Consider the following 19875-nt stretch of genomic DNA (forward strand, 5'->3'; position numbering starts at 1 on the left):
TCCTCGCCTCGGTCACGAGACGTCCCGGACGAGACCCATGCAGGAGTAGGCGAGATCGGGAACGACGTCCACGGGCACTCCCCTCGCCTCGGCGAGCATCCGGATGTGGCGGTGCTCCGGCGCCCGCGCGTCGCGCACGAGAACGCGCCACGGGACCCGGCGGAGCAGCACGCGGGTGGTCTCTCCCACTCCGGGTTTGACGAAGTTGACCGTGCTGATGCCGTACTCCTCCCGTACACGCTCGACCGAGGCCCAGCCACTCCACGTCGGTGTCCGGTCGGCGGACCGTACCGTCGACAGTCCCTCTGCCACGGCGTCCGCGACATCGTCGAATCTGGCGGACACGCTGTCCAGCAACAGGTTCGACACGTCCACCGCGGCGAGGTCGGCGTAGAACTTGGCGCCGTGGAACTCACCGGGCCCGATGAGCGTGTCGTTGAGCACGGTGCGGGAGATCAGGCCCGACACCGTCGAGTTGAGGCATGCCGACGCGATGAGGAAGTCGTCGCGGGTGCCGTAGGTGGTCACACAGTGCCCGGGGTCCGCCAGTACCGCGAGCCGGTCGTCGAAGCGGGGGCCTCCCGCCCGGTGCACCGCGTCGAGGGCGGCGGTCAATTCCCGAGTGATGGCGCCCTTGCCGGTCCACCCGTCCACGAAGACGACGTCGGCCGGGTCGTGGTGACGGGCGAGATGATCCAGTGCGGCCGAGTCGATTCCGCGATCGCGCACGATGGACACGGCGTAGTGCGGCCACGTCAGACCGCGCACGTCCCGCGCCCAGCGGCGCATCAGGATGCCGATGGGGGTGCCGGCGCGGGCGAGAGAGGCGAGCACCAGGTTCTCACCGCGCTCGGCGATCACCAGATCGGTGACGACGCCGACCGCGGTGGCGAGGCGCGTCGCGCTCTCCTCCAGGACGGTGGCGAACAGGTCGCGGTAGGCGGCATCGGGTTGATACTCGACGGGCAGGCTCTCGGCGTAGTGCGCTGCGCCCGATTGGATCTGCTGCTCCCGCGACGCGGTGTCCGCCTCCAGCGAGACGTGCGAGAGATCCTTCAGGAGCCAGGACACCTCGCCCGCCGCGTAGGACCCGAATGCCGGACCGTGCAGCGGTGCCGTCATCGAGACCCCGTCCGCAGCGAGTGCGGATCCGCCGCCACCACGGCGACGGTGACGTCGATACCGGTGCGGGTGAGGGCGTCCACGAGACCGTCCGGACCCGTCAACGCCTCGGTGTCCGCGGGCGGATCCACGACGAGAAGAACGGGGCTCGGCGCCGCCTCGTCCGGTACCCGAGCGTTGTAGAGATGACGTCGGCCACCCGCCGCGGGTTCCGGCGCGACGAACGAGAAGCCGCGCCGCAGTGGGTAACCCGGCTCGTCGAGCACATGAGCGGGTGAGCGGGTGGTGGTCTGGAACAGTGTCGGCGTTCCGCGGTCCGACAGTGCGCGGGCGATGCGGAGCGGGAGGTACATCAGTTCCTCGTGCCCGATCACGACGGTGGTGCCCGAGCCGAGGTGCGGTCGCAGCAGATCGGCCGACTCCTCGACCGCGGCGTCGAAGGCGGCGACGTCCTCGGCCCGGAAACCGTGGCGACCGCCGTCGGGCACTCCGGCCGGCCAGGGCACGTCGACCCTGGTGACGGTCCCTCGGTGTGGAGCATCCACCGGTGCAGGTGCAGCGGGTAGCGCTTCCACGACGGCGATGATGTCGTCGGGCAGATGCACGGTGCCCGTCGCGAGCGACACCGAGTCGATGACCACCCCGAGTTCCGCAGCGACGCGGTCGGTCTCGCGGCGCTGATCCGCCGAGCGCATGTCGACGAGCGAGGCGATCACGTAGCGCGCCCGCGGCGCGAGTGCGTGCACCGCGCGAATGGCACCGAGGGCCGTCGTTCCTGTGGAGATCTCGTCGTCGACCAGAACCATCGGGAGGTAAGAGGGCAGGTCGCGCTCCGGATCGGTGGGTAGGAGGCGATGATCCGTCGCGTGCGAGTGGCCCTCCTCGAACTCGCCGTGCACGGCGAATCCCTCGACGGGTCGACGGGTCGAGTGGATGTAGGACCGTGCGCCGAGGCGCGTCGCCACGCAGTGGCCGAGTCCCGTCGCGGTCTCGGCGAATCCGAGTACCACCACGCCGTCGTCGTGCCCGGCGAGCACGTCGGCGCACAGGGAGCCCAGGAGCTCACCTGCTCGGATCACCTCGGCCGGGTCCTGCGGGATGTGTTTGCCCAGAACGGTCGACACCAGCAGGTGTGCTCGGCGTGGGTTGCGCCGCAGCCCCGGCTGCACCAGGTCGCCCACCCGCCGGCCCACCGACGAGGTGCCGTGCTCGAGGACGAGCCCCAGTTCCGCTGTCGCCCAGGGCAGTCGCCGGTCCATCGCGCGGCTCATCGTGCAGTGCCGGTCGTGGACGCGGGACGCCTGGCCAGTGCCTGCATCACGTCGACGAACGACACACCCTCGGCGGTGACGCCGAAGACGGCGGCCCGGCGCAGCGTCTGCTCGGCCCACGGCCGGTGCGGGCCGAGTTCGTTCATCTTGTTGCCGTAGCCGGAGGCGAGGACGCCGCCTCCGTCGGAGGACGACGCGATGGCCTGTGCATCCTGATACTCCTCGTGGGTGACCACCGACAGCGAGTGCACGGCGGCGACGTGGGACGGGTGGATGACGGTCTTGCCGTGCAGCCCGTTGGCACGGTCGAGCGCGACCTCACGGAGCAGACCGTCGATGTCGCGGCTGACCAGCTGCTGGCGGAAGCGGACGGCGTCGTGCTCGGCGAAGGGCGTGGCTCTCAGCATCGGGCGGAACAGCCGCTCGTGGTCGGCGAAGTACTCCCAGACCGGGCCGGTGACGACGAAACCCGTTCCGTCACTGCGCCCGAGGTGGTTGACGATGGCGCCGATGGTGTCCGCGACCACCCGCACGTCGTAGATCGTCAGGTCGCGGTCGCGTCGGATCCCGAAGGCGCCGCTCATGTCGGTGGCACCGACTCGCACCGCCAGGACGCTGTCGCGGTATCGGTCGAGCACGTCACGTGCACCGGCCAACTCGTCGTCACGGGTCTCCCGGTAGACCATCTCGCGGGACTCCATCACGGGCATGACCACCAGGTGTCTGCCCGCTGCGGCCGACCGAGCGGCCACCTCCTCGAGAAACTTCTCGCCGCTCTCCGGCCGGAACTTGGGAAGAACGAAGCCGTGCAGGACGTCGATGCCGGTGGTGAGACGGTCGCAGACGTGGTGCATGTCCTCCGCCGTGCGGACGCGGACGAAGACGGCGGCCTCGGGCGGATCGACGGCGAGTGCGTCCAGCGCGGCGACGACGTGTCCGCGCGCCGCTTCGAGGTCGGCGTCGGCAACGGCGTCCTCGAGATCGAGCACGACGGACCGGGAGCCCTCGGCCGCGCGCTTGCGTACCGTCTCCACCAGGTTTGCCCTGGTGGCCGGGACGTAGAGCGTGGCGCCCAGGGCGAGCGCCCGCGTCGTGAGGTCGCTCTCCGCGGTCACGGCGACGGGCGGGCGGTGGAACAGGTACTCGAGTGTGGCGGGTTCCAGGTGAGAGAAGTGCTGCACTGCAACCCCTTTCGTATCAGGTCCGACTCTGTCGGCCGCGGATGCGGTCGACCACACCGGAGATGAAGTCCTCGACGGAATCGAGTTCGCGCAGGTACGCCCAGTAGTCGGGCCGGCCCGTTCCGAGTGCCGCGGCGGCCCTCTCGATCCGTGCGAGCTGAGCATCCAACACCGAGCCCCATTCGGCAACCAGTCCCCGGTCGACGGCCAGCAGCTGCGCGTCGCGCAGCCGGAACCGGACGCGCCGATCCACGGCCCCGGGGTCGTCCCGCACCTCGCGCAGGCGTGCCAGGCGTCCGGTGACGGCCTCGATGTCCGCCTCCGCGTCGGCCAGATGCTGCCGTGCGGCGGTGATCCGGTCGAGTGCCTCCTCCGGGTCGCCTCGGTCGCGTGCGGTCGCCGCGTCGTCGATGTCGCGGGCCGCCTCGACCATGTGGGTCTCGCAGTTCTCCCGAGCTCGGGAGAGATCGTCCGAGCTGGCGGCCACGAACTCGCGCAGCAGGGCGGAGTAGGCGGGCGCGATGTACTCGGCCTTGGTGCCGACCGCCTGGAGCCGGGTGCGGACCGATGCCAGGGCGGTGGACGCCGATCCGGCGCGGCCGGGTGCCTCGGCGAGTGCCCTCCGGAGATCGTCCGCGGCGGAGCGCACCTGCGCTGCGCGGCCGGTGACCGCGGTGCCGCTGCCACCGGATTCCGCCGCCGCGAGACCGTCCAGTGCACGGTGTACCGCGGCGACGGCGTCACGCACGGAGCGATAGGAGTGGTGCGGTTCCGATCCGGTGACGGTTGCCAGCACCGAGGTCGCCGCGGTGCGTGCGTCGTTCGCCAGGCGCGGGACCGCGGCGTACTCGAGCGTCGCGTGCTCGAGCCGGGCCCGATGCGCCTCGTAGAACTGGTCGACCGCGACGCTGGCGGCGGAGAGATGGGCGATGGCGGTGGCGAAGGCGTCGTACGCCTCCTCGCTCGCGTCGGACTCGGGGCGCTCCGTGGCCGCCAGATACGAGGCACCCGCTGCGAAGCACTGCTCCTCCACCGGCCGCCAGCGCGCTCGCAGACTGTCGTCCGACCTGCCCAGTCGTTCCAGCGCGTCGACCCCCGCGGATGCGATCGACTGACGCTTGTCCATGTCGAGGAAGGTCCGGACCGTGTCGGCCCGGATGGCGGCGACCGCCTCGGTGCGCGCCCGGCCGCGGCTCAGGCGCCCGGGCCAGCGGTGTGTCACCCGCCCGATGGTACTGGCGGCGCCGTTCTCGGACGCGCCGGCGATCTCGAGTCGCACCGGCTCGCGGGAACGCTGGTGCGATGCCACACGTTGAGGGTATGAACGCGAGTGGACAGCACTTTCCAGCACGCGACCGGTAGCACGCAACCGAAAGGACTCGAGCCATGGGCGTCAGCCTGACCAAGGGTGGCAATGTCTCCCTCACGAAAGCCGCACCGAACCTCACGGCCGTCTCGGTGGGTCTCGGATGGGACATCCGCACGACCACCGGTACCGACTTCGACCTCGATGCCAGCGCCATCGCGCTCGGTACGGACAAGAAGGTGGTCAGCGACCAGCACTTCGTGTTCTTCAACAACCTGAAGAGCCCCGACGGGTCGATCGAGCACACCGGTGACAACACCACCGGTGAGGGCGACGGCGACGACGAGGTCATCAACGTCGAGCTCTCCGCCGTGCCGCCGAACATCGACACCATCAACTTCCCGGTGTCCATCTACGAGGCCGACGCACGCTCGCAGTCGTTCGGCCAGGTCCGCAACGCCTACATCCGCGTCGTCGACAAGTCAAACGGCACCGAACTCGCCCGCTACGACCTCAGCGAGGACGCCTCGACGGAGACCGCCATGGTGTTCGGCGAGCTCTACCGCAACGGTGCGGAGTGGAAGTTCCGCGCCGTGGGCCAGGGCTACGCCTCCGGTCTGGCCGGCATCGCCCGCGACTTCGGAGTGAACGTCTGACCCCTGTGAAGGAGTAATGTCCCGCTCGACGGGGCATTCGGTCCGAGTACCGGAGAGTGTTGCGCGTCGTCCTCGTCGGACGGCGCTGCGACACTCTCCGTTGCATGTCGGGGCAACGACGCCCGTCGCCGGAGCCCGCAGGGATCGACACCAGAGAAAGGCCACCACCCGTGGTTCTACGCATCTTCGGATGGTCGTTCGCGATCACCGCGCTCGCCATCGTGGTGGCCTTCATCTACGGGAGCTGGCAGGCCGTCGCTCTCGTCGTGATCCTCGGCATCCTCGAGGTGTCGCTGTCCTTCGACAACGCGGTCATCAACGCGACGGTCCTGCGCCGGATGAGCGAGTTCTGGCAGAAGATCTTCCTGACCATCGGCATCATCATCGCCGTCTTCGGTATGCGGCTGGTCTTCCCGCTGGTCATCGTCTGGGCCGCGTCCGGCCTGGGCCCCGTGGCGGCGCTCCGTCTCGCGCTCAACCCGCCCGCGGACGATGCCGCCTACTTCCCCGACGGCAGCCCGTCGTACGAGACGCTGATCACCGACGCGCATCCGCAGATCGCCGCGTTCGGTGGCATGTTCCTGCTCATGCTGTTCCTCGGCTTCATCTTCGAGGAGCGCGAGCACACCTGGCTCTCGTGGATCGAGAAGCCGCTGGCCAAGGCCGGCAAGCTCGACATGATGTCCGTGATCGTCGCCGGCATCCTGCTGGTTCTCGCGGCCGAGTTCATGGCGGAGGACGACAAGATCTCCACGGTCATGGTGTCCGGCGTGCTGGGCATGGTCACCTACATCGCGGTGAACGGCCTCGGCAATCTGTTCCACGTCCCCGGTGAAGACGAGGAGGAGGAGACCTCCGGCGGGCCGTCGGACCTCGCGAAGGCCACCGGCAAGGCCGGTTTCTTCCTGTTCCTCTACCTCGAGGTCCTCGACGCGTCCTTCAGCTTCGACGGCGTCATCGGTGCGTTCGCCATCACCGCCGACCCCATCATCATCGCCCTGGGCCTCGGCTTCATCGGTGCGATGTTCGTGCGGTCGCTCACGGTCTATCTGGTGCGCAAGGGCACGCTCGACGACTACGTGTACCTCGAGCACGGCGCCCACTGGGCCATCGGCGCACTGTCGATCATCCTGCTGGTCTCGATCGGCGTGCACATCAACGAGATCATCACCGGACTCGTCGGTGTGGTCCTCATCGGACTGTCGTTCCTGTCCAGCGTGCGCCGTAACCGGCGCCTCGCGGCCGAGGGGCATGCCGACGACGCCAAGGTGCACATCCAGGAGTGACGGGCGGACCTCAGAGTTCGTCGATGTCGATCAGGCCGTCCTGCAGGGCCCGCGCGACCAGGGATGCCTTGGTCGGTGCGGGCCGGCCGACGGCCGCGTACTTCTGACGGATCCGCGTCAGGTGGGTGTTCACCGTTCCGAGCGAGAGGAACATGCTGGCCGCGACGGCCGGCTTGGAATCGCAGCGGAACCAGCTGATGAGCACCTCGATCTCACGAACCGTGAGGTTGGGGCGCTGGTAGGTGGTGCTGTCGGTGTGGCCATGCGTGCGAACGGTGGCCGAGCCGTCCTGATCCGGACGGCGCCATGTCGTGGTCGTCACTGGTGTGCCCTTGTTTCTCGTGTCCCTGGTTTCGGTCGAACTGCCGGTTTCTTCAACAGTCTCTCACCGAACAGTCGGTTTTGTCATCGTCCCCCGGAGGATGACTCGTCACGAACTCTGCAGGACGACTGCACACATTCTGTAAAAGGCGCAGGTCGACGGACGGCTCAGCTGTCGATGCGGCTGCGCAGAACGTCCCGGGCCGCCGGCCATTCGTCGTCGGTCATCGAGAACAGTGCCGTGGTGCGCCACGTTCCGTCGACGCGGCGACGATGCTTGCGCAGCAATCCCTCGAACTGTGCGCCGAGCTTGCCGATCGCCGCACGGGACTGCTCGTTCAGTGCGTCGGTGTGCCACTCCACCCGCACCACGTCGGCGGAGCCGAAGGCGTGCTCGAGCAGAAGGAACTTCGACTCGGGGTTGATCCTGGTTCCCTGGGCCGAGCGCGAGAGCCAGGTGTATCCGATGGCGACGCTCCGGTTCGAGGCGTCGATCTGGTAGTAGGACGTGGTGCCGACCGCGACGCCGGTACGCGCGTCCCGCTGCAGGAATGCCCGCCGCGCCGTGTCCGCGAGGGCGGTGTCGATGTACGCGCGGGCGGTCGTGTCGTCGGACACGACGGATCCGGTCCAGCGGAAGATCGCGGGGTCGTCCGCGGCCGCCGCGAGCTCGCCCGCGTGATCGGGCGTCAGCGGCTCGAGGTGCACGTGCTCGCCGAGCAGGGGGACGGGATCGAACGGCGTGCTCACACGGGTACCTCCGCTTCGGCGTCGGTCCGGCGGCGCGGGGACCGGGTGGGACGGGCGTCGAGAGTGCGGCGACGGGACCGTGCGAACAGGACGACGAGAACGACCAGCAGCACGGCGCGCACCCACACCCCGAACACCACGACGTTCTCCTCGGTGGTCGCGTCGCTGCCACTCGACAACGCGGCGAAGTACCGGAAGACGCCGACACCGAGTACGACGTCGGTGATCAGGTAAGCCGTCACCACGTGCCAGGGAACGTGCAACAGGACGAAGAACGGGACGAGCCACAGCGTGTACTGCGGTGAGTGCACTTTGTGGAACAGAAGGAACGCCACGAGCATCACCGCGCTGGTCTGCACCCAGGGGTAGGTGCCCTCCGCGAGACGTCGACGCCAGCCGAACCACAGCGCGGCGGCGAACGACACCAGCACCAGCAACGGCGAGAGCACCGAGACCAGGCTCTGGTACGCCTGGTCGTTGGCGGCGCTCATGTCCGGCGTCGCCGACGGCACGTCGTAGAGGATCCGCAGTCCCCAGTACCAGATCGAGTTGGTCGTGATGTCGGCCTGCCGCATGCCCTGGAAGGCGAACGACGCCCGCCATCCGTCGTAGCCGAGGATCGCGAAGGGCAGGTTGACGGCGGCCACCACGGCAGCGGCGACGGCGATCACTCCGGCCGCCCCGCGCACGTCGAGTCGGCGCGGCGACCGGCGTGCGGACACGGGGGACTCCACCCCGCCCACGCCCCCGGCCAGGACGTACGACGCGAGCGGGAGAACGAAGGCGCCCGGATAGAGCTTGAGGCAGAAGCCCACCGCCAGGAGTGCCGACGCAAGATACGCCCGACGTCGGAGCGGCATGCGGGTGGACATCACGTACACGGCGCCGACGGTCGTCGCCACCACGGGGAGTTCCCAGTTGTGGAACGCGTAGAGAACCAGCGCGGGGCCGGCCGACCAGAGCAGCGCGACGCGGCCGCCGAGGCGTCCCAGCATCCAGGCGGTCACCGCGCCGAACGGCGCGAGCAGGAGCGCCGAGTAGAGGAGGAACTGGGCGTCGGTGTGGCTCGCCAGACCGCCGACCCACATGAGGAGACCGCTGAGCACCGGGTACTCGACGGTTCCGCCGGTGAGTGTGCCGTCGGCGGAGATACCGCCGGTCAGGTAGGGGAACAGGTGCTGATCGATGCCGCGGTCGAGCCACAGGAACTGGATGTCGGAGTAGCAGACGGACGAGTCCTTGATGCGGTCGAAGGCCAGACTGCGTCCGGTCTCGTCGAAGGGTGCTCCCGCGCACCGCGCCTTGTTGACGTAGCCGAGCACCATCGTGATCACCGAGATCGCGGTGACAGTAGCCGCCGTGGCGACCCCGGCGCGGCCGGAGATCGTCGCGCGGCCGGTGGTCATGAGGACAAGAGTAGGTGCCCCGGACCTCGCGCCGTGCTGTCCGCACCGTCGATCCGCCGATTTCGTGGTGAGCCGCGGTCCAGGTACCCTGGACAGGTTGCTGACGCAACGACCCTCCTGTCACGGATCGTCCGTGACCGTTTCACAGTCCATAGGAGGTGATGAGGTCTTATGCGTCATTACGAACTGATGGTCATCCTCGACCCCAATCTCGACGAGCGCACGGTCGCCCCGTCGCTGGATACGTTCCTGAACGTCATCCGCAAGGACGGCGGCAAGGTCGACAAGGTCGACGTGTGGGGAAAGCGCCGTCTCGCCTACGAGATCGAGAAGCACGCCGAAGGCATCTACGCGGTGATCGACATCAACGCGGAGCCCGCCACGGTGTCGGAGCTCGATCGCCAGCTCGGCCTGAACGAATCGGTGCTGCGCACCAAGGTTCTGCGCCGCGGCAAGTGATCCCTCGTGTCACCGTCTCGCCCTAGGCTGACGGCAACCGAGAAGATCATGCGCTGACAAGGCACGAGAAAGAGGAATCATGGCAGGCGAAACCGTCATCACCGTCGTCGGGAACCTGACGGCCGATCCCGAACTCCGATTCACCCCCGCAGGTGCAGCGGTCGCGAACTTCACCGTCGCGTCCACGCCCCGCACGTTCGATCGTCAGTCCAACGAATGGAAGGACGGCGACGCACTCTTCATGCGCTGCAACATCTGGCGCGAGGCTGCGGAGAACGTCGCGGAGTCGCTCACCCGCGGTGCGCGAGTCGTCGTGACGGGCCGGTTGCGGCAGCGTTCCTACGAGACGCGTGAAGGCGAGAAGCGCACTGTCGTCGAACTCGAGGTCGACGAGGTCGGTCCCTCTCTGCGGTACGCGACGGCCAAGGTCAACAAGGTCAGTCGTGGCAGCGGCGGAGGCGGCGGCAACAGCGGCGGCGGGTTCGGTGGTTCCTCCGGTGGATCGGGTGGCTCGTCGAGCCGTTCGTCCGGTGGCAGCTCGGGCGGTGACGATCCGTGGGGCAGTGCCCCGCAGGCATCGGGATCGTTCGGTGGCTCCCGTGGCGGCGGCGACGACGAACCGCCGTTCTGATCCGGTACGCACCACACATGCAGTGAATCAAGATTCGGAGATTGTCCATGCCTAAACCGCCGTTGCGCGACAAGGTGATCAAGAAGAAGGTCTGTGCCTTCTGCAAGGAAAAGAACACGTCCATCGACTACAAGGACACGACGTTGCTGCGTAAGTACGTCAGCGACCGCGGCAAGATCCGCGCTCGTCGTGTCACCGGCAACTGCGTCCAGCACCAGCGGGACATCGCCATCGCAGTCAAGAACTCGCGTGAGGTAGCACTGCTGCCCTACGCCGCGACTGCGCGATAAGGGGAAAGGTAACCATGAAGCTCATCCTCACCGCTGATGTCGACAACCTCGGCGCACCCGGAGACACCGTCGAGGTCAAGGACGGCTACGGACGTAACTTCCTGCTGCCCCGTGGACTGGCCATTGCGGCCACCCGCGGAGCACAGAAGCAGGTCGAGGGCATCCGTCGTGCCCAGGAAGCTCGCGCCGTGCGCGGGCTGGACCATGCCAACGAGCTCAAGCAGGCCATCGAGGGCCTGACGTCCGTGACGCTGTCGGTGCGAACCGGCGGCTCGGGCAAGCTCTTCGGTGCGGTCACCGCAGCCGACGTCGCCGCTGCCGTCAAGAGCGCCGGTGGCCCGGTGCTCGACAAGCGCAGCATCGAACTGCCGAAGTCGCACGTGAAGTCCACCGGAACGCACCGCATCACCGTGGCGCTGCACCCCGATGTGACGGCGTCGTTCGACCTCGAGGTCACCGCCTCGTAAGCATCACCGACTCGCAGTACCGAATGCCCCGGCCGATTCTCGGCCGGGGCATTCTGCGTTTGCGTTCGTTCTTTTCCTGCCCGTCTCGGCCGTCCTCCGGCGCGGGCGAGGTGGTGATTCTGTGCGCGGCGAGTGTTTCCGGGTGGGTCCACTGGCACCGTCCCCAAACCTCGGAGCAGACGCGGCCCGAGCACCGTCCGACGCCGAGGGTGCGCCGAAACCTTTACGTACTCTTCGAGATGTCTTGACCAACGATGCGCCCCGAGGAGAGACCGGGCGTTCTGCACCGACGAAACCGCACAGACCCACACCATCCGTGTCCGCCTGGAGGCTTCACCGTGACTGCACAACTCGATCGCTCGTCCCCCGCCGAACCACCCGTACCCGCCCCGAGCCCCACACCGCGCGACCGGCTGGCGAGCATCGCCCGGTACGACGTGCCCGCGTCTCTCGTGGTGTTCCTGGTGGCGGTACCGCTCTCCATCGGAATCGCGGTGGCCTCCGGCGCTCCCGTCATGGCGGGCCTCATCGCGGCCGTCATCGGCGGCATCCTCGCCGGTGCGCTGGGTGGGTCCCCGCTGCAGGTGAGCGGGCCGGCCGCCGGCCTGACCGTGGTGGTGGCCGAGTTGGTGAACCAGTTCGGTTGGCGCATCACGTGTCTCATCACGGTGTTCGCCGGTGTGCTGCAGGTGGTGCTGGGTCTGAGCCGTATCGCCCGCCAGGCGCTCGCCATCTCGCCGGTGGTGGTGCACGCGATGCTGGCCGGTATCGGTATCACCATCGCGCTGCAGCAGATCCACGTGCTGCTCGGTGGGGAGAGCCGGAGTTCCGCCGTCGCCAACATCACGTCTCTGCCTTCGTCGATCCTGAACGCCGAGGCGGCGCCGGTCGCCATCGGCGGCGTGGTCGTTGCGCTGATGCTGCTGTGGCCGCGCATCACCGGCCCACTCGGTAAGGTCCCCGGCCCGCTGGTGGCCGTGGTCGCGGGAACCGGCCTCTCACTGGCCTTCTCGATGAACCTCGAACGAATCGATCTGCCCGGCAACCTGATCGAGGCCGTGGAGTTGCCGGCATTCCCGGACGGGCAGTGGGCAGCGTTCGCGACCGGTGTGCTGACCATCGCGTTGATCGCGAGCGTCGAGAGTCTGCTCTCCGCCGTCGCCATCGACAAGATGCACTCGGGCAGACGCACCAACTTCGATCGCGAACTCATGGGTCAGGGCGCCGCCAACATGGTGTCCGGTGTCGCCGGCGGACTGCCCGTCACCGGCGTCATCGTGCGCAGCGCCACCAACGTCCGATCCGGCGCCCGATCCCCCGCTTCGGCTGTGCTGCACGGTGTCTGGGTTCTCATCTTCTCGGTCCTGTTCATCGGTGTGGTCGAGCTGGTCCCCTACGCCGCACTGGCAGGTCTGCTCGTCATGATCGGTGTGCAGCTGGTCAAGCTCGCGGACATCCGCTCGGCGACGAGGACCGGCGACGTGGTGGTGTACGCGGCGACGGTCGTCGGTGTCGTCACCCTCAATCTGCTCGAGGGTGTGCTGATCGGGCTCGCCATCTCCGTCCTGCTGGTGTTGCGCCGCGTGCTGTGGGCACGGGTGCGTGCCGAGCAGCTCACCGAGGACTCCTGGCGCGTCGTGGTGGAGGGATCGCTCAGCTTCCTGTCGCTTCCTCGCCTCACGCGGGTGCTGCAGTCCGTTCCTGCCGGCCGATCCGTGACGATCGAGCTGACCGTCGACTTCCTCGACCACGCGGTGTACGACGCGCTGCACGAGTGGACGAAGCAGTACGAGGCGACGGGCGGCACCGTCGTCGTCGACGAGGTCGGCGCCGTGGACATGGCGTCGGCCACGGCCGGGCCACCGAGACGCATGCCCCACATGCTGTCCGCGCGCACGTTCATGCCGTGGTCGCAATGGCAGACCGTCGACAGCCACTCCGGGCCGTTCACCGCCGACGCCGTCACCCCGGCGGCGCTCCGGCCGGTCCTGGCCGGTGTCGAGGAATACCACCGTCGCAGCGCGTCGTCCATGCGCCCGCACCTCGAGAAGCTGAGCGAGTTCCAGGACCCGGACACGTTCTTCCTGAGTTGTGTCGACTCGCGCGTGCTGCCGAACACGATCACCAGCGCCGGACCCGGAGACCTCTTCACCGTCCGCAACATGGGCAATCTGATCCCGGTCGGTGATCCGGACACGTCGCTCGAGGCCGCTCTGGAGTACGGCGTGAACACGCTCGCCATCAGTTCCGTCGTGGTCTGCGGGCACTCCGGCTGTGGAGCCATGCGGGGGCTGCTCGCGGACGCCCACGACGCCGACGGGGTGGTGGGTGAGTGGCTCTCGCACGGCCGGGCGAGCCTCAGTGCGTTCCGGAGTGGCCACCCCGTCGCGCGGGATGCCGCGGAGCTGGGGTTCTCCGAGATCGACCAGCTCGCCATGGTGAACGTGGCAGTACAACTGCAGACCCTGTCGCGTCACGCCGTGGTGGGCAAGGCGGTCGCCGAGGGGAGGCTCAAGGTGGTCGGACTCTTCTTCGACATTCCCACGGCGCGGGTCGTGCTCGTCGACGCGGCCTCGGTCACCGAGCTCGATCAGGAGCAAGCGCAGAACTGACCAGGGCTCCACGGGGCGCCGCGATGCACTGCATCGCGGCGCCCCGTCGCGTGTCCGGCGGCTCTTATCCGGACCGGATCAGAATCACTCGGCGGTTTCACCGGCGGATACCGACATGTGACCCAGGTCATGTTGATAACTCCAGCCATGGAGACCTGACACGCCCGACATGTCAAGTCGGCAGGACACGCCGAGTGCGGATTCATCCACAGAGAGAAAAATTGCGAAATCGCCCTGACGTGCACTGATGGGCTGTGTGATCTTGTTGCTGCACAGGTTCTGCACAGGTGGTCAACACGACTCGCCTGCGTTGTCCACACCCCGTCCACAGATTGCTCAACAGGCTCGTTTGGTGCTGGCGGACCGAGCACCTAACGTCCCTCCGGCACATCATCGACGGGCCTCGTCGACCGCCGGACAGCCGCTCGCGCACGCGCGTGCAGTCACCTGTTCGGACCGTGTCGGAGGCCGGGGGTACAACGTGGTGAGCACGGACTCGGCCGACACGGCCGAGGACGGACGAGATCTCCGGGGGCGAGCTTCGGTCGAGCGAGAGGGCGGCGAACTTCTGTGGCAGTCGTGGACGATCGGGGAACGAACGACTACCAGGGGCCGTCCGAGGCGCCCGGTGAGGACTTCGGTCGTCAGCCCCCTCAGGACATGGCTGCCGAGCAGTCCGTTCTGGGCGGCATGCTGCTCAGCAAGGACGCCATCGCGGACGTCCTGGAGGTTCTGCGTCCCGGTGACTTCTACCGCCCGGCCCACCAGATGGTCTACGACGCCATCCTCGATCTGTACGGCCGCGGCGACCCCGCCGACCCGGTCACCGTCTCCGCGGAGCTCGAACGGCGCGGCGAGCTCAAGCGCATCGGCGGCCCGCCCTACCTCGTCACGCTGACGCAGACGGTCCCCACGGCGGCCAACGCGTCGTTCTACGCCGAGATCGTCGTCGAGAAGGCGATCCTGCGTCGCCTCGTCGAGGCCGGTACGCGCATCGTCCAGTTCGGCTACGCGGGCGCGGACGGTCAGGACGTGTCCGAAGTCGTCGACCGGGCTCAGGCCGAGGTGTACGAGGTCACCGAGCGGCGTACCGCGGAGGACTTCGTCCAGCTCGAGGAACTGCTGCAGCCCACGATGGACGAGATCGACTCCATCGCCAGCCGCGGCGGCATGTCGAACGGTGTCCCCACCGGCTTCACCGAGCTCGACGAGGTGACCAACGGTCTGCACCCGGGCCAGATGATCATCGTCGCGGCAAGGCCTGGTGTGGGCAAGGCGCTCGCCCTCGACACGCCGTTGGCGACGCCCACTGGGTGGACGACGATGGGTGAAGTCGAGGTCGGGGACCATCTCATCGATGCGTCCGGATCTGCGACTCGGGTCGTCGCTGCGACCGACGTGATGGTCGGTAGGCCGTGTTACGAGGTCGAGTTCTCCGACGGCACGGTCATCGTGGCCGACGCGGAGCATCAGTGGCTCACGGATACCCGCGCATCGCGAAAGTCGGCGCAGGCTGCGGCTGCTCGATACAACAGGACCAAGAACCAAGGAACGTTCGCCGAGGTGCGCACCACCGAGCAGATCGCCGGTTCGGTCAGGTGCGCGACCAAGGACGCTCGACTGAATCACTCGGTGACCAACGCGAAGCCGATCCAGCGTCCGGACGCGGTCCTTTCCGTCCCTCCCTACACGCTGGGCGCGTGGTTGGGGGACGGCACCAGCGCTTGCGCGCAGATCACCTCCGACGATCCCGAGATCATTGCTCGGATCGAAGGTGAGGGGTTGGTGGCTGTTCGATCCGCAGCTGCTGAGTTGCGATACTCGATTCAGCTTCCCGCACCCGAACCTGTACCGGCCAAGTTCTGTACGGTGTGCGGAAAACGCTTCGTGCCGTTCTCTTCTCAGGTGCGTACCTGCGGCCGTTCATGCGGTGGCCGGGCTCGGTTCCAAGATGACGTGGTGGATCAGCCGCTGTGCCCGCTCTGCGGTGAGCTGTGCACCGGACTTCGGATGTGCCAGAAGTGCCGAAACGCCACGGGGACGGTGCAAGCTCGCCTCCGAACACTCGGTGTGTTGAACAACAAGCACATTCCCATGGAGTACCTCAGGTCGTCGGAGTCGCAGCGGCGAGCTGTACTCGCCGGCCTGCTGGACACCGACGGGACCGTCACGGCAGGCGGATCCGCGCAGTTCAGTGTCACCAATGAGCGACTGGCACTCGACGTCGAGGAACTCATCGTCAGTCTGGGGTACCGAGTACATCGATCGACGAAGAGGGTGGCAGGACGCACCGAGGCGTCGTCGACGGCGTTCACACTCACCTTCTCGACCGATGATGTGGTCTTCGGTCTGCGTCGAAAGCAGTTGCTGCACAAAGAGCGTCGTGCCTCGTCGAATGTGTCCAGGTCTTCGAGTCGCTTCATCGTCGACGTTCGTCGCGTCGACTCGGTGCCGGTCAGATGTGTCGAGGTCGATAACACGGACCACCTCTATCTCGCCGGTCGTTCGATGGTGCCGACACACAACTCCACTCTCGGAATGGATTTCATGCGCTCGTGCTCCATCAAGCACGGCATGGCCAGCGTCATGTTCTCGCTCGAGATGAGCCGCACCGAGATCGTCATGCGTCTCCTCTCCGCCGAGGCCAAGATCAAGCTCGGCGACATGCGCTCGGGAAAGATGACGGACGACGACTGGACCCGCCTCGCCCGCAGGATGAGCGAGATCAGCGAGGCACCACTCTTCGTCGACGACTCCCCCAACCTCACCATGATGGAGATCCGCGCCAAGGCGCGGCGACTCAAGCAGCGACACGATCTCAAGCTCATCGTCATCGACTACCTGCAGCTGATGTCGTCCGGCAAGAAGGTGGAGTCGCGTCAGCAGGAGGTCTCGGACTTCTCGCGATCGCTGAAGCTGTTGGCCAAGGAGCTCATGGTTCCGGTGGTCGCCATCTGTCAGCTCAACCGTGGTCCCGAGCAGCGCACGGACAAGAAGCCGATGGTCTCCGACCTGCGTGAGTCCGGCTCGCTCGAGCAGGACGCCGACATGGTCATCCTGCTCTACCGTCCGGATGCGACCGAGCGCGACGATCCCCGCGGCGGCGAGGCCGACCTGATCCTCGGCAAGCACCGCAACGGCCCCACGGCCACCATCACGGTGGCGCACCAGTTGCACCTGTCGCGCTTCGTCGACATGGCGCGCGGCTAGTCCGCCGAGGCCGGCAAGGAGATCGAGGCGGAGAAGGACACGTCGACGTCGTCGACGACCTTCATCGATCCGAGCAGCTGGGAGTAGGGCTTCACGCCGAAGTCCGTCTGCGTCACCACCGCGTCGAAGGCGACGTGCGTCGTCCCGTCGGAGGTGGAGACCGAAAGGTCGACGGTGTGCTCGCGTGTCACGCCGTGGATCGTCAGCGTGCCGTCGAGACGGTAGCCGTCCTTCGTCGACTCGACGGTGGTCGCGTCGTAGCGGATCTCGGGATGGTCCGACGCGTCCAGCGTGCCGAGGGCGTTGGACCGCGCGAGCATCTTCTCGGGGCCGAACATCGGTGTGACGCCGCCCTCGCCACTGACGACCTCCATGGAGTCGACGCGCACCCGAACCGTGACGGCCGTCGGAGCGCCGTCCGACTCGTCGACGGTGACGCTCCAGTCGCGGAACGCGATGGTCAGCCGGTGCCCCATCTTCGACGCTCGACCGGTCACCCCGGTGTGGACGTTCAGCGTGCCGTCCGCCGCGGTCAGGGTCCTGCTCGAGGTGGTCATCACCCGACTGTATCCGCGCTGCTGGGGCAGAATGCGTGGCCGTGACCACACATGGCTTCTCGGACTACGTCGCGCATCCCCGCCACGGGCCGCTGCCGATGATCCTGCTGGCCGTCACGGTCGTCACCGGTGCGATCGACGCGCTCAGCCTGCTGGCTCTCGGTCGAGTGTTCGTGGCCAACATGACGGGCAACGTCGTGTTCATCGGTTTCGCACTGGGCGGGGCGGCCGGTTTCTCGTTGTGGGGCTCGGTGCTCGCCCTGGTCGGATTCCTGGTGGGCGCGATGGTCGGTGGAACACTGATCACGCGGGCCGGTGGTCGACGAGATCATCTGCTACGCAACGCACTCGGGGTCGAGTTCGTCCTCGCGCTCGCATCGCTGATTGCCGCGATTCTCATGGTGGACGGTCCCGGCCGCGGATACGTCATCGTCGTGCTGCTCGCGCTGGGCCTGGGGCTGCAGAACGCGGCGGTGCGACATCTCGCCGTCCCGGACATGACCACCACCGTGCTGACGATGGCCCTCACCGGCATCGGGTCCGATCTCCGGAAACGGGACGGGGCGGCTGTACTGCGTCGGCTCTCCTCCGTCGTCGCCATGTTCCTCGGTGCGATCCTGGGCACCGTGCTGGTGTTGCATTCGGGTGTGGTGGCGACGCTGGTGCTCGTGGCCGCGCTGTTCGCGGCGATCCTCGTGGTCGTGTGGGCGGTGGGGCGCCGCGAGCGACCATGGCAGGTCGCCGCCTGACGTCGGTCAGTCGAGGCTGACCGCGACCACCGTGTTCCGGCCGCGTCGTTTCGCGTCGTACAGCGCATGATCCGCGGACACGAGCAGCGGCGAGACGGACTGCGGGGCGTAGCTCGTCCAGGCCAACCCGATGCTCACCGTCGCCGTGCGCGACGAGAGGACGTGCAGCCGTTCGTGATCGCGGCGGATCGAGTCGGCGATGGAGGCGGCGTCCTCCTGATCCGCGTGCGGGAGGAGGATCGCGAACTCCTCACCGCCCATGCGCCCGGCGATCGCGTCGTCCGGTAGGGCACCGAGGATGCAGGCGGCGCTGCGGACCAACGCGATGTCGCCCACGGCGTGGCCGAGCGTGTCGTTGATGGACTTGAAGTGGTCGAGGTCGAGCATGAGCAGCGCGACCGGCCGCGAGTCGGTGATGAGGGTGTCGAGGCGCTGCTGGCTCCGTCGTAGGAAGGCGGCGCGGGAGAGGACGCCGGTGAGACTGTCGTACTCGAGGGCCTCACGGAGCTTGTTCTGCACGGCCATCCGGTCCAGCGACACGGCGGCGACCAGCAGCGGTCCGAGTGCGACCAACGCGACGGACAGCACCGCGGAGGCGCCGTCCTGGCCGTCCGCGCCCAGCAGCCCACCGGTCTGGAGTTCCCCGCGTCCGAGGAAGAGCAGCGTCCACGCGGACCACAGCGCGGTGAGCAGCGCGGTGCCGAAGATGGGGATGCGGGTTGCGCACCAGAGCAGCGCGGGCAGCGGCAGCGCGAGCAGCAACGGGCCCTGGACGATGAGACCGGCCAGCATCAGCAGGACGGTCAGCGCGATCGGTGCCGTCTCACCCGTGATCAGGCGCCGGAGCGAGGCGGGGCCGGTGCGGCGGCGCGGCGTCGACGCGCGGAAGGACAGTAGGACGGGGACGATCAGCAGGTAGCTCGTGAGCTCGGATCCGAACCAGCTCAGAGCCTCGACGGCGGGTGCGTGCGGTCCCAGCCGGCCGCCCGAGAGGGTGGCGACGGTCGTCGACAGGAGGGCGGCGACGACGATGCCGAGGCACATTCTGGCGAAGTCCGCGGATCCCGCGAGGGTCATCGGCTCGGGGTGCCGCCGCCGGATCACCAGCGTGCCTCCGAGGACCCCGACGATGTTCGCGACATTGAACGCGACCGCAGCGTAGACGTCGGTACCCGAGACGAGGTCCGCGGTGACGAGGGCGAGCAGCGCTGCGACGGCCGCCGGCGCGGTGAAGGTGCGGGGCCAGCGTACGAAGACGCTCAGCGCCACCGCGTTGGCCACCCACACCGAGGCAAGAAGTCCCGGTGGCCGCGAATGGATTCCGATGATCGCCGCGATGAAGACGGCGGCGGTCAGGAGGGCGATGTCGGTCGCGGCGCGCGCGGCCGGACTGCGCATGTCCGGCTCGGGTGTCGCAGGCAAGGTCGTCCTTCGCATGGACGGGAACCCCCTGTGACATCTCAGTCGTCCCCAACGGCTTCGTTGTTATCGAGTGCAGTATCTACTACCGCAACCGCACGTGGCGACCGATGCGACAGACTGCTCACTCGCGCTGAGGCGCCGCGCTCGCCCACGTCTCCGGTTCCGGTACGGGGACCGAT

General features: G+C 67.8%; 18 protein-coding genes. 9 read left to right on the plus strand and 9 right to left on the minus strand.

Translation table 11 applies throughout. From position 1 onward, the window contains the following. Positions 1 to 12: 12 nt before the first annotated feature. From BR07_RS0114180 to BR07_RS0114195, 4 genes are read right to left on the minus strand one after another with little or no spacing between them, the layout of a single operon-like run. Entirely contained in the window at positions 13 to 1122 is a 1110-nt protein-coding gene (locus BR07_RS0114180) for a cysteine protease StiP family protein (protein WP_027506011.1), read from the minus strand. Continuing rightward, on the minus strand, positions 1119 to 2393 hold the full coding sequence (locus tag BR07_RS0114185; RefSeq protein ID WP_027506012.1) for a phosphoribosyltransferase family protein: 1275 nt from the start codon (positions 2391 to 2393) through the stop codon (positions 1119 to 1121). Before BR07_RS0114185 ends, BR07_RS0114180 begins: the two co-directional genes overlap by 4 nt. Beyond that, positions 2390 to 3574: an HpcH/HpaI aldolase/citrate lyase family protein gene (locus BR07_RS0114190; RefSeq protein WP_027506013.1), complete on the minus strand. Its 1185-nt coding sequence runs from the start codon at positions 3572 to 3574 to the stop codon at positions 2390 to 2392. The genes BR07_RS0114185 and BR07_RS0114190 overlap by 4 nt, the downstream gene beginning before the upstream one ends. Before the next feature lie 16 nt (positions 3575 to 3590). Then, positions 3591 to 4883, minus strand: a complete 1293-nt coding sequence (locus BR07_RS0114195) for a hypothetical protein (RefSeq protein WP_231476360.1) — start codon at positions 4881 to 4883, stop codon at positions 3591 to 3593. Between the two features lie 77 nt (positions 4884 to 4960). On the opposite strand from BR07_RS0114195, the gene BR07_RS0114200 reads away from it, so the two are divergent. Beyond that, positions 4961 to 5536, plus strand: coding sequence for a TerD family protein (locus BR07_RS0114200; protein ID WP_027506015.1), 576 nt, complete (start codon positions 4961 to 4963; stop codon positions 5534 to 5536). Positions 5537 to 5706: 170 nt separating this feature from the next. Beyond that, positions 5707 to 6822, plus strand: a complete 1116-nt coding sequence (locus BR07_RS0114205; RefSeq protein WP_027506016.1) for a DUF475 domain-containing protein — start codon at positions 5707 to 5709, stop codon at positions 6820 to 6822. A 10-nt stretch (positions 6823 to 6832) separates the two neighbouring features. Here the strand turns inward: BR07_RS0114205 and BR07_RS24650 are convergent, their stop codons facing one another. The 3 genes from BR07_RS24650 to BR07_RS0114220 all read right to left on the minus strand — a co-directional run bounded on the left by BR07_RS24650 (position 6833) and on the right by BR07_RS0114220 (position 9299). Beyond that, a complete protein-coding gene (locus BR07_RS24650) occupies positions 6833 to 7144 on the minus strand; it encodes a helix-turn-helix transcriptional regulator (RefSeq protein WP_081821310.1) in 312 nt (103 codons plus the stop codon). A gap of 167 nt (positions 7145 to 7311) precedes the next feature. Further along, positions 7312 to 7893, minus strand: coding sequence for a GNAT family N-acetyltransferase (locus BR07_RS0114215; protein ID WP_027506017.1), 582 nt, complete (start codon positions 7891 to 7893; stop codon positions 7312 to 7314). Beyond that, entirely contained in the window at positions 7890 to 9299 is a 1410-nt protein-coding gene (locus BR07_RS0114220) for a glycosyltransferase 87 family protein (protein ID WP_027506018.1), read from the minus strand. The genes BR07_RS0114215 and BR07_RS0114220 overlap by 4 nt, the downstream gene beginning before the upstream one ends. A 171-nt stretch (positions 9300 to 9470) precedes the next feature. On the opposite strand from BR07_RS0114220, the gene rpsF reads away from it, so the two are divergent. From rpsF to dnaB, 6 genes are all read left to right on the plus strand, one after another. Then, entirely contained in the window at positions 9471 to 9758 is a 288-nt protein-coding gene (gene rpsF, locus BR07_RS0114225) for a 30S ribosomal protein S6 (RefSeq protein ID WP_027506019.1), read from the plus strand. Between the two features lie 79 nt (positions 9759 to 9837). Continuing rightward, positions 9838 to 10389, plus strand: coding sequence for a single-stranded DNA-binding protein (locus BR07_RS0114230; RefSeq protein WP_027506020.1), 552 nt, complete (start codon positions 9838 to 9840; stop codon positions 10387 to 10389). A gap of 47 nt (positions 10390 to 10436) precedes the next feature. After that, a complete protein-coding gene (gene rpsR, locus BR07_RS0114235; protein ID WP_027506021.1) occupies positions 10437 to 10679 on the plus strand; it encodes a 30S ribosomal protein S18 in 243 nt (80 codons plus the stop codon). Between the two features lie 14 nt (positions 10680 to 10693). Further along, positions 10694 to 11146, plus strand: coding sequence for a 50S ribosomal protein L9 (rplI, locus tag BR07_RS0114240; protein WP_027506022.1), 453 nt, complete (start codon positions 10694 to 10696; stop codon positions 11144 to 11146). 338 nt (positions 11147 to 11484) lie between these two features. After that, the gene (locus BR07_RS24655) at positions 11485 to 13758 is read left to right on the plus strand and encodes a bifunctional SulP family inorganic anion transporter/carbonic anhydrase (protein ID WP_051613409.1); all 2274 of its coding nucleotides are present in this window, start codon (positions 11485 to 11487) and stop codon (positions 13756 to 13758) included. A 570-nt stretch (positions 13759 to 14328) separates the two neighbouring features. After that, positions 14329 to 16968, plus strand: a complete 2640-nt coding sequence (dnaB, locus tag BR07_RS0114250) for a replicative DNA helicase (RefSeq protein ID WP_027506023.1) — start codon at positions 14329 to 14331, stop codon at positions 16966 to 16968. Here dnaB and BR07_RS0114255 read toward each other — a convergent pair. Continuing rightward, a complete protein-coding gene (locus BR07_RS0114255; protein WP_027506024.1) occupies positions 16965 to 17525 on the minus strand; it encodes a YceI family protein in 561 nt (186 codons plus the stop codon). The two genes, dnaB and BR07_RS0114255, sit on opposite strands and share 4 nt — an antisense overlap. 41 nt (positions 17526 to 17566) lie before the next feature. Here BR07_RS0114255 and BR07_RS24660 point away from each other — a divergent pair, with 41 nt between their 5' ends. Further along, positions 17567 to 18274 carry a YoaK family protein gene (locus tag BR07_RS24660; RefSeq protein WP_197027806.1) on the plus strand — a complete coding sequence of 236 codons (708 nt, stop codon included), beginning with the start codon at positions 17567 to 17569 and terminating at the stop codon, positions 18272 to 18274. A 6-nt stretch (positions 18275 to 18280) separates the two neighbouring features. Here the strand turns inward: BR07_RS24660 and BR07_RS0114265 are convergent, their stop codons facing one another. Next, the gene (locus BR07_RS0114265) at positions 18281 to 19696 is read right to left on the minus strand and encodes a GGDEF domain-containing protein (RefSeq protein WP_197027807.1); all 1416 of its coding nucleotides are present in this window, start codon (positions 19694 to 19696) and stop codon (positions 18281 to 18283) included. Positions 19697 to 19875 lie beyond the last annotated feature (179 nt).

Origin of the sequence: Rhodococcus sp. UNC23MFCrub1.1, assembly GCF_000686025.1 — a bacterium.
In the GTDB taxonomy this organism is placed as follows: Bacteria; Actinomycetota; Actinomycetes; order Mycobacteriales; family Mycobacteriaceae; genus Rhodococcoides.

Excerpts from the sequence above, each read along its gene's own strand:
- BR07_RS0114230 (WP_027506020.1), top strand. The coding sequence starts at position 9,838 with ATGGCAGGCGAAACCGTCATCACCGTCGTCGGGAACCTGACGGCCGAT.
- rplI (WP_027506022.1), top strand. The coding sequence starts at position 10,694 with ATGAAGCTCATCCTCACCGCTGATGTCGACAACCTCGGCGCACCCGGA.
- BR07_RS0114185 (WP_027506012.1), bottom strand. The coding sequence starts at position 2,393 with ATGAGCCGCGCGATGGACCGGCGACTGCCCTGGGCGACAGCGGAACTG.
- BR07_RS0114220 (WP_027506018.1), bottom strand. The coding sequence starts at position 9,299 with ATGACCACCGGCCGCGCGACGATCTCCGGCCGCGCCGGGGTCGCCACG.
- rpsF (WP_027506019.1), top strand. The coding sequence starts at position 9,471 with ATGCGTCATTACGAACTGATGGTCATCCTCGACCCCAATCTCGACGAG.
- rpsR (WP_027506021.1), top strand. The coding sequence starts at position 10,437 with ATGCCTAAACCGCCGTTGCGCGACAAGGTGATCAAGAAGAAGGTCTGT.
- BR07_RS0114255 (WP_027506024.1), bottom strand. The coding sequence starts at position 17,525 with ATGACCACCTCGAGCAGGACCCTGACCGCGGCGGACGGCACGCTGAAC.
- BR07_RS0114180 (WP_027506011.1), bottom strand. The coding sequence starts at position 1,122 with ATGACGGCACCGCTGCACGGTCCGGCATTCGGGTCCTACGCGGCGGGC.
- BR07_RS0114200 (WP_027506015.1), top strand. The coding sequence starts at position 4,961 with ATGGGCGTCAGCCTGACCAAGGGTGGCAATGTCTCCCTCACGAAAGCC.